We start from the raw sequence: 289 nt of genomic DNA on the forward strand, positions 1-289 counted from the left end.
ATCGTAGGATACGTCGTTGCGCCCACTCACCTGCCACAGCCCGGTGAGACCCGGGCGCGACTTCAGATAGTAGACGGCTGCACTGCCGTAGATCTCGAGTTCGTCACGCACCACGGGGCGCGGTCCGACGAGGCTCATGTCGCCCTGCAGGATGTTGATGATCTGCGGCAGTTCGTCGAGGCTGAGCTTCCTCAGCACCTGGCCGACGCGCGTGACACGCGGATCGTTCTTCAGCTTGCGCGTCGCCGCCCATTCGGCAGCGGCGTCCGGATTGGCGGCGAGATGCGCG

The 289-nt window shown here is 65.4% G+C and carries 1 protein-coding gene; it reads right to left on the reverse strand.

The genetic code is table 11. From position 1 onward, the window contains the following. On the reverse strand, nt 1–289 hold a 289-nt coding region (locus EN851_RS35705; protein WP_189587377.1), incomplete at both ends, for a sugar transferase.

The sequence above is a fragment of the Mesorhizobium sp. M8A.F.Ca.ET.208.01.1.1 genome, from assembly GCF_004791315.1.
In the GTDB taxonomy this organism is placed as follows: Bacteria; Pseudomonadota; Alphaproteobacteria; order Rhizobiales; family Rhizobiaceae; genus Mesorhizobium.